The organism is bacterium (assembly GCA_037131655.1).
In the GTDB taxonomy this organism is placed as follows: Bacteria; Armatimonadota; Fimbriimonadia; order Fimbriimonadales; family JBAXQP01; genus JBAXQP01.
On record JBAXQP010000106.1, the window covers coordinates 1 to 8528 of the forward strand.

The 8528-nt window shown below is 48.2% G+C and carries 12 protein-coding genes; all 12 read right to left on the minus strand.

Annotated features, from left to right (window positions below):
* Window positions 1–665, minus strand: a 665-nt coding sequence (locus tag WCO51_06510; GenBank protein MEI6512912.1) for a serine hydroxymethyltransferase, incomplete at its 3' end; no start/stop codon positions are given.
* Between the two features lie 82 nt (window positions 666–747).
* The gene (locus WCO51_06515) at window positions 748–1128 is read right to left on the minus strand and encodes a carbonic anhydrase (protein ID MEI6512913.1); all 381 of its coding nucleotides are present in this window, start codon (window positions 1126–1128) and stop codon (window positions 748–750) included.
* A 106-nt stretch (window positions 1129–1234) separates the two neighbouring features.
* Window positions 1235–2095: an ATP synthase F1 subunit gamma gene (gene atpG, locus WCO51_06520; protein ID MEI6512914.1), complete on the minus strand. Its 861-nt coding sequence runs from the start codon at window positions 2093–2095 to the stop codon at window positions 1235–1237.
* A 48-nt stretch (window positions 2096–2143) separates the two neighbouring features.
* On the minus strand, window positions 2144–3670 hold the full coding sequence (gene atpA, locus WCO51_06525) for a F0F1 ATP synthase subunit alpha (protein MEI6512915.1): 1527 nt from the start codon (window positions 3668–3670) through the stop codon (window positions 2144–2146).
* 133 nt (window positions 3671–3803) lie between these two features.
* Window positions 3804–4352, minus strand: a complete 549-nt coding sequence (gene atpH / locus WCO51_06530; GenBank protein MEI6512916.1) for an ATP synthase F1 subunit delta — start codon at window positions 4350–4352, stop codon at window positions 3804–3806.
* Window positions 4353–4946 carry a F0F1 ATP synthase subunit B gene (atpF, locus tag WCO51_06535; protein MEI6512917.1) on the minus strand — a complete coding sequence of 198 codons (594 nt, stop codon included), beginning with the start codon at window positions 4944–4946 and terminating at the stop codon, window positions 4353–4355. It abuts the gene before it with no gap.
* Window positions 4947–5031: 85 nt separating this feature from the next.
* On the minus strand, window positions 5032–5349 hold the full coding sequence (atpE, locus tag WCO51_06540; GenBank protein MEI6512918.1) for an ATP synthase F0 subunit C: 318 nt from the start codon (window positions 5347–5349) through the stop codon (window positions 5032–5034).
* Window positions 5350–5428: 79 nt separating this feature from the next.
* Window positions 5429–6187 (minus strand): F0F1 ATP synthase subunit A, encoded by a 759-nt coding sequence (atpB, locus tag WCO51_06545; protein ID MEI6512919.1) that lies wholly within the window; start codon window positions 6185–6187, stop codon window positions 5429–5431.
* A gap of 23 nt (window positions 6188–6210) precedes the next feature.
* Window positions 6211–6504 carry a hypothetical protein gene (locus WCO51_06550; protein ID MEI6512920.1) on the minus strand — a complete coding sequence of 98 codons (294 nt, stop codon included), beginning with the start codon at window positions 6502–6504 and terminating at the stop codon, window positions 6211–6213.
* Between the two features lie 113 nt (window positions 6505–6617).
* On the minus strand, window positions 6618–6980 hold the full coding sequence (locus WCO51_06555) for an AtpZ/AtpI family protein (GenBank protein ID MEI6512921.1): 363 nt from the start codon (window positions 6978–6980) through the stop codon (window positions 6618–6620).
* A complete protein-coding gene (locus WCO51_06560) occupies window positions 6949–8292 on the minus strand; it encodes an aspartate kinase (GenBank protein MEI6512922.1) in 1344 nt (447 codons plus the stop codon). The genes WCO51_06555 and WCO51_06560 overlap by 32 nt, the downstream gene beginning before the upstream one ends.
* On the minus strand, window positions 8289–8528 hold a 240-nt coding region (locus WCO51_06565; GenBank protein MEI6512923.1), incomplete at its 5' end, for a hypothetical protein. The genes WCO51_06565 and WCO51_06560, both read right to left, overlap by 4 nt.

Below are 8528 nucleotides of genomic sequence, written 5' to 3' on the forward strand. Positions count from 1 at the left end.
GGCGATGGGTACTCACCGGCAGCAATTAATCCGGCCGGATGGGCCATATCAACCATAAACAACGCCCCGACTTCATCGGCAATCGCGCGAATAGCCTCAAAATCGATCTTTCTTGGATAGACAGTCGCCCCGGAAACGATTAACCTTGGTTTATGCTGCTTGGCAAGATCGCGCATCTCATCGTAGTCGATTAGCTCGGTGTCCTGACGAACGCCGTAGGGAACGACATTATAAAGTTGCCCTGAGAAGTTGACGGGACTGCCGTGGGTAAGGTGACCACCATGCGCCAAGCTCATTGCCATATAAGTATCGCCGGGTTTGAGAACGGCAAAATAAACCGCCATATTGGCCTGCGCGCCTGCATGCGGCTGAACATTTGCATGCTCTGCCCCAAAAAGCTCTTTGACACGCTCTATCGCCAGGTTCTCGACGACATCCATATTCTCACAACCGCCATAATAGCGCTTGCTGGGATAGCCTTCCGCATACTTATCGTTCATCACCGAGCCAACCGCTTCCAACACCGCCTTGCTGGCAACATTTTCGGATGCGATAAGTTCGAGATTATGCTCCTGACGATCTTTTTCAGCTTCAATAATCGCAAAAACTTCCGGATCGACCTGAGCAAGATCGGCTGTCCGCCGTCGAAGAACTGTTGTGTCCATATTAAGCAAATCCATTCACAAACTCCTTAGCGCGAATTGCTGCAAATTATACTTCACAAGGCATTTCATTGGCAGAGGGAAACTAATTAACTTGTGAGACCTGCCAGTGCTCATTGACCCATAAGCCAATAACCGTCACCGAAAGTTCCCAGGATGAAACCACTTCAACTGCTTTCCTAATCATTTCAAGATGTTCTTCATTAGAAACAGGATTGCCGGCACAATCGTGATGACCGATCACGGCAACTAGCTTCGATTTATGTGCCCTGATAGAGATCATTACTTTGTTACGGATTGATTCAAGCTCATCAGGAGTTGCAGTGGAGACAAGTTTATCGGCTCCCGGCTCGGTAATGGCATCAACATAGTCAACATGAAAGTTCGCACGAATCCAGTCGGTCACTGGCATTTGCACCCTGCCGTCAATGCAGGTAATCGCTGTTCCGAAAGCGTAATTGGACATAATTCTTCACCCCATAATATTACGTTACCCTCATTGTTACACAGCAAGCCCTGAAGAAACAAAAAAGCCTGCACGGCTGTGCCGCGCAGGCTTTAATTATTAATTTTTAGCCTCTTAATGCTTCGGCGCCGCTGACTACTTCTAGGATTTCCTTGGTAATGGCTGCCTGGCGGGCGCGGTTGGCGGTTAGTGTCAGCTCTTGGATAATTTTGCCAGCGTTATCGGTTGCGCTCGTCATAGCGGTCATTCGGGCGCCGTGCTCACTGGCATTGGCTTCCAATAGCGTCTGATAGACTTGGTTGAAAACATATCGCGGCAACAGGCTGCCTAATAGCTTCTGTGGTTCCGGCTCGAAAAGGTATTCACGATGAGTTACCGTTTCAGCTTCCGGAGGAACTATAGGCAATAACTGAGCTGATGAAGGAAATTGAATAAGTGCACTCTGGAAACGAGCATAAATAATCAAAACCGAATCCACTTGACCGCTTTCAAACATCTCACAGCTTAATCGAGTTATAGTGGTCGCCTCTGCAATAGTAGGCCCTGTATTAGGTAAGGAAACACTGTGAAGCACATTAAAATCACGACGTCGAAGGAATTGATCTGCTTTCTTACCAACTGCGATGATATCCACCGCATCCTTGGGATATTCAGAAAGCGTTTCAACAGCTTTTCGCAAAACGTTCGTGTTATAGCTTCCGCAAAGCCCTCTATCAGAAGTAATCACAATCGCAGCAATACGACGGATTGGATTGCGGCGTTCCAATAATGGATGAGGCGGCAGTTCACTAGCCATCGCTAGATTGCTCATCAACTCGCGCATTTTGCCGGCATAAGGTCGCGCCTGCAAGACTTTATCCTGCGATCGCTTAAAACGCGCACCTGCTACCAGCTTCATCGCACGAGTGATCTGCTGGATATTCTTCGCCGCTTTTATTCTCTGTCGTACTTGCTTTATACTTCGCATATTGTTAGCAATCAGCTTTCAGTTATCAGCCGTCAGCTTTCTTAATTATTAAACCCCTACGAACTTGGCTTTGAATTCTTTGGCTGCTTTGTGCAGGGTTGCTTCGATTTCCGGCGTAATTACTTTTTCAGTTCTTATTGATTGGGAAACCTCTGGGAATTTTTCCTTAACGAACTTTAGTATGCCTTCTTCGAAAGGCTTTACCTTAGCGACAAGAAGGTCATCCAGATAGCCTTGTGCGCCAACAAAAAGCACGACGACCTGATCCTCGACCGGCATCGGCACATATTGAGGCTGTTTTAGGACTTCGGTCAAACGGACACCTCGCTGAAGCTGCGCCTGGGTGGTTTTATCCAAATCAGACGCAAATTGTGCGAATGCCTGTACCTCCCTGAACTGTGCCATCTCTAAGCGCAACCGTCCGGCGACCTGCTTCATCGCCTTAATTTGCGCATTACCACCAACGCGGGAGACTGAAATACCCACGTTAATGGCGGGACGAACACCGGCAAAGAATAGGTCAGGCTCGAGATAAATCTGACCGTCGGTAATTGAGATAACATTTGTCGGAATATACGCTGAAACGTCACCCGCCTGGGTTTCGATGATTGGGAGCGCAGTCAAACTGCCCGCGCCAAGCTCATCGCTTACCTTAGCAGCGCGCTCAAGTAAGCGAGAATGCAGATAGAAAACATCGCCTGGGAAAGCTTCACGTCCCGGGGGGCGTCGTAGCAATAGCGATACCGCGCGATAAGCCTGAGCGTGCTTGGTAAGATCGTCATAAATCACCAATGCGCTCTTGCCGTTGTCGCGGAAGTATTCGCCGATAGTGCAACCGGTGTAAGGCGCAATATACTGCTCGGCGTTCGAATCAGAAGCGGTAGCGGTTACGACGGTGGTGTATTCCATCGCCCCATTCCTAGTTAGAATATCAACCACACGCGCCACGTTCGCCATCTTCTGACCGATTGCGACATAGATACAATAAACGGGGTTGTCCGTATGCTGAGTGTGCTTCTGGTTGATGATGGTATCGATTGCGATGGCGGTCTTACCCGTCTGGCGGTCACCAATAATAAGCTCGCGCTGGCCGCGGCCAATCGGGATCATCGAGTCGATGGCTTTAATACCTGTTTGAAGTGGTTCTTTGACCGGTTGGCGATTAATAACGCCTGGCGCCATGACTTCAATTCGACGAGTTTCTGATGAGGGAATTTCGCCTTTGCTATCAATTGGCCTACCGAGAGCATCCACAACACGTCCTAAGACGGCTGAGCCGACCGGCACTTCGACAATGCGTCCGGTTCGGCGCACAGAATCGCCCTCTTTGATTTCCGAGTCGGAACCAAGGATGATCGCGCCAATGTTGTCTTCTTCCAGATTGAGAGTAATTCCCATCACATTGCCAGGGAACTCAAGCAACTCGCCAACCATGGCATCGTAAAGCCCATGTACACGGGCAATACCATCACCCACTTGAAGTACCGTGCCGACGCTCTCAACAGCAACGCCGCGCTCGTATCCTTCAAGTTCTTTCTCTAATATACTTGTTACTTCTTCGGGACGAATACCCACAGTACACCCCGTATGCCCTTAATCTTATTCACGTCACCCTGAGCAAAGCCGAACGGTCTTCCAGAAGATTCCTCGACAAGCTCGGAATGACATCTCTATGAGACGTAGGGAGCTTTGCCCCCAGAAACACAAATCACGTTTGCCTAGCTAATTCTCTGATAAAACGGTCTCTAAGACGACGGAGACCGCCTTCGATAGAACCGTCTAGTAAATAGTCGCCAATCTGTACGCTTACGCCGCCGATCATCTCAGGCTTGATCTCCACTTCGACAAGTATTCGCTTACCGGTTTCAGCTTCTAACCTGGCGATGAGTTGATTTCGAAGCGGATCAGTTAATGGCCTGGCTGTGGAAATTAGGGCGCGTAAAATTCCCGCGTCCTCTTCGAGCAGCCGATCATATTCTTGTTTGACAAGCGTTAGGTTCTCTTCGCGCCGTTTGTCTACTAATAAGCGCAGCATTCTCAAAGTCAGCGGACCTAAGTTTGCAAATGCATTATTAATAGCCTCAAGTTTTTTGTCGCGCGACATCAACGGACTCATTAGATCACTAAGTAGCGTAGCGTTAGCTACAAGAGTACTAATGACCTGAATAAGCTCGCTTGCAACGAGGTCTTGTTGACCCTGTTGTTTTGCAACCAAGAATAGCGCTTTGGCGTATCGACGCGCAACACGCACGTTCATTTAGGTCGTGACCTCCGCATGCTCGATGAATTCCTCGACGAGTTTGCGATCGGTTGCATCATCAAGCTTGACCCCTATCAAACGCTCAGCAGCATTCAACGCCAGATCAGCTACCTGAGTTCGCAATTCAATAAGGATGCGCTGATGCTCTCGCGCCATCGCATCCTCGGCGTCCTTGCGAATCAGTTCAGACTGTGCTCTGGCTTCATTCAGGATATTATCCTTCATGCTCTGAGCTTCATTGACAGCGACTTGAATACGTTCGCGTGCCTGCGCTTCGATGGTGGCCAAACGCTGTTCATAATCAGTTTTCAGCAGTTCCATTTCGCGCTTATCGGCTTCAATTTTGTCATATGTTTCTTGGATATCTTGTTGGCGGCGAGATAGCAAAACCTTAATGGGTCCAAATAGGAACTTGTTGAGCAACATAACCAGCAGCAAAAAGCCGATTAGTTGAACCACTAAAGCCGCTGGGTCAATCCCCAACGTCTTCATTAAGCTGTTACCACCTTCACTGCCACCCTCTCCACCCTCAGCCAATACTTTGGCAATGGAAAGCGAAAGCACCAAAAAGGACGCGCCTATCTTACGCATAGATATCCTCTCCGAACGATTGCAGCAGCAGACTTTACAAACTCCCACGTCTACTGCCTAAACACTGTTTGAATAGGAGTTAGTGTTATTTTACAGCTGCAGGAGTTGTCATTGGGGCGGTGACCGGAGCGGTCGTTCCTGCCTCAAGTACTTTTCCTGTGTCAGGCAATTTGCCTTGCAGCAGGAAGAACATAAGAAGCGCATAGATTACGAGCGATTCGATGAAAGCCAGCGCGATGATCATACTAGTTCGGATTGTTCCGGCTAGTTCAGGCTGTCGCGCCATTCCCTCTAATGCACTTGCTGCCGCTTTACCTTGTGCAAGCCCAGCTCCAAGGACTGCGATCGGCAGCCCTAAACCAACAACTAACGCTAAACCAAAGAAATAAAGTCCTGCGTTCAATTTATTAACCCTCCATGTTCTTGCTCGCTCCCAAAAGAGCGGATTCAATCTTCAAACTTATTACGTCAATTCGCGACTTTTATGAAGCCTTCGCTTCAGCAAGGGCTGTTTTGTCCTCATGAGTATCGTGAGATTTCTCTGAGGAGTGCTCAGCCGCATGTTCTGTCATTAGTGACAGATAAATACAAGTAAGCATTGTAAACACCAACGCCTGAACGACGCTTGTGAATACACCGAAAACCATCATCGGAAACTGCAACGGGACAACCCAAGTTGACTTCGCATAACCCGCAAGCACTCCAATTATCTGCTCTTCACCGTAAATGTTTCCATAAAGTCGAAGGGAGAGCGAGAGAGGCTTAGCCAATTCGCCAATCAATTCAATCAAGAACATTATCGGCGACAACGCGATCATTGGCCCTGCAAAGTGCTTCAGATATCCAAGAGGTCCGTTCACGCGGATGCCTTCAAACTGAACGAAGACAAAAACGGTTAAGGCAATCGCTATATTTGTATTCAAACTCGCAGTCGGCGGGACAACATAGAATTTGAAAATTGGCCGTGTAATTTCTGATAACCAACTTAATTGGCCCCATAAGTTACTTATAAGAATGAAAGTAAAAACAGAACCGATGAGCGGAGTGTACCTGCGACCATGCTCGCCGATAACACTAACGGTTAAATACTCAAATGTCTCATAGACCTGTTCTGCAGCATTTTGAAGCCCGCGTGGGATTTTATTTTTAACCCTAGTGGCAAAAAAGGCGATCACCGTTAACAGCACGATGATAAATAAAGAGTTATATACAAAATCCCAGGGTGATGGATGATGCGCCAAAACGATCTACCCTCCGGTCATTTTTACGACTTCTTTGCCAGTAATATTACTAGAATAACTAAAACTAAGTATACCAGACTAAAGCCAACAGCGAAACATATCGTGGATTCAATTCCCAGCTTGACAATTAAGAAAACTGTCACTCCCACAAATGCATATTTGGCTAGGTTGTAAAAGGCCATGAACATCCGAACTGATTTTAGCGAACCGCCCGGTCTGACATGACGTGAAAACAGCATATTGGTTCCTAAAAAAACAACCGAAACCGCCGCCCCCGCCCCGAACCCAATAGCCCAGATGTGATTAACAAACACCAAAGCCAGTGTCCCAATACAACCAAGGTACACGGTAATACGAACAGTCCGCCTAAGAAATTCTACGGATTCTTTGTCAAAGTCTGTAGGTGTCATGGTGATAAAAATGAGAAATATTACTTCCCCCGCTTCTCCTCCTTTTCTGCATCCTCGATTTTTTGGAGAAGGCGGATCATTTGGACGAAACCGGCGACTATTCCTAAAACGACGAATATCATGAGGAAGAGAGGGGCGGTTTTGAAATATTCGTCGATGAAATAGCCGATAATCGCTCCGGCGAAGGGAGGGACTACCAGCGTAAAAGCGATCCCACCGGCTAAACCGGCTGCTCGAAGCCCTTTATCCGGTTCGCTTTTTATACTATTAGAGTTTGGACGGATGAATTCACGCCGAGGGGGTTCCGGAATAGTAGGGACCTCAGGAACCTCTGGGAATTCTTCCGAGGTATTATCCGATTTTTTCGAGTTCGAATCGCTCATGGAGTAATTTCACCGCGCGATGGGTATGGTTATCCGGCACTAGGCATGAGACTGAGTGATCCGAGTCTGCGGTTTGCAGAACGGGAATACCGGCTTCACTCAACACTTCGAGAATTGTGAAGAACAGACCGGGCTGCTTTCCGAAAACCTTACCGATCACCGACACCATCGAGCAGTTCTCAGTAACTTTGACTACCAACGGAATGATTTCACCGATCCAGTCCGATTCGCGCAGTAGTTTGAGCTGGCTTTCCTTCACGCCTCTAGCTTTATCCCCAACCTGGACAACATAGCAACGTTTCCCTGTCTCATCTTCAATCGGAAGCACCAAACCATCAAGATATTCACATACTGCGCCAAATTTTGAACTCGGCGTCGCAAAGCCCAAATGGGTCGGATCTACACTAATAAGCTGCATATTAGCTTTGGCCATAGAGACAAGACGATAAACTTCTAACTCGATACGTGCCTTATCGCTCCCCTGTGGCAAGTCAAATGAAAGATAATTTAACTTGCCTGTATGTGTAATTCCAGTAATCCGACGATCAGGAGCGCGATCATCACTCACCACTTCAGTTCCCGGATCATCCGTAAAGGTTGATTTCACCCAAAGCGGGATATTAAACCGCATCGCAATCTCAGCAGCCCTTGGATGAAGTACTTTTGCGCCTTGGTGAGCGATTTCAGCAACTTCGGCATAACTCACTTGTCGCAAAATCGAAGCGCATTCGACCATATCGGGATCAGCGGACTTCACTCCATCCACATCAGTAAAGATATCGACCGCTTCCGCGTTAAGAGCAGCTCCCAGAGCAGAAGCAGTGGTATCGCTACCACCGCGGCCAAGAGTTGTTATCCCCCACGAAGATGTTGCCACTCCCTGAAAACCGCAGACCACCGGTATCTGGCCTTGCTCGAGAGCATTAATAATATTTACAGGATTGATTTCTATAATGCGGGCATTCCCAAAGACCTGATCGGTAATGATGCCCGCCTGTCCACCGGTCAAAGCCACCGCCGAATGGCCCATGGTTTTAAGGGTGTGGGTGAAAATAACCGTTGAGATAATCTCCCCGCATGCCATCATCAAGTCCATTTCGCGAGGCTCAGGCGCAATAGCTGGATCAACCTCTACCAGGTGCTTTATGAGGGTATCCGTTGCATAAGGAGCTCCGGCGCGACCTATGGCCGAGACCACTACCACCGGATCATAACCGGCTTGTTTGGCTTGGATAACTTTGCTCGCTGCCAAGCGCCTATTTTCAGGAGTGCTGACCGAAGTCCCACCAAACTTTATTACACGGATTCTCATTGAGCAGCCTCCTCTATGCCAAAAGCTTCTTTTAAGGCGGTCACAACGGGACCAAGTTTGTGCGCATCAGTGAGAATGGTTACCCGATCATGCGCATCCCCTGTTTGCTCAACATTCGCGCCGACCTTATTGCAACATTCGGCAACAATAGCCATTACACCGACCATCTCGCGCATATTGGCCGCCACAATACTCACCAAAGCTCTGCCGGGGTTGAGTTTAACATCATATTTAAA

Coding starts and splice junctions, on each gene's coding strand:
- WCO51_06555 (MEI6512921.1), bottom strand. CDS start 6,980: ATGAGCGATTCGAACTCGAAAAAATCGGATAATACCTCGGAAGAATTC.
- atpH (MEI6512916.1), bottom strand. CDS start 4,352: ATGAACGTGCGTGTTGCGCGTCGATACGCCAAAGCGCTATTCTTGGTT.
- atpF (MEI6512917.1), bottom strand. CDS start 4,946: ATGCGTAAGATAGGCGCGTCCTTTTTGGTGCTTTCGCTTTCCATTGCC.
- atpG (MEI6512914.1), bottom strand. CDS start 2,095: ATGCGAAGTATAAAGCAAGTACGACAGAGAATAAAAGCGGCGAAGAAT.
- WCO51_06560 (MEI6512922.1), bottom strand. CDS start 8,292: ATGAGAATCCGTGTAATAAAGTTTGGTGGGACTTCGGTCAGCACTCCT.
- WCO51_06515 (MEI6512913.1), bottom strand. CDS start 1,128: ATGTCCAATTACGCTTTCGGAACAGCGATTACCTGCATTGACGGCAGG.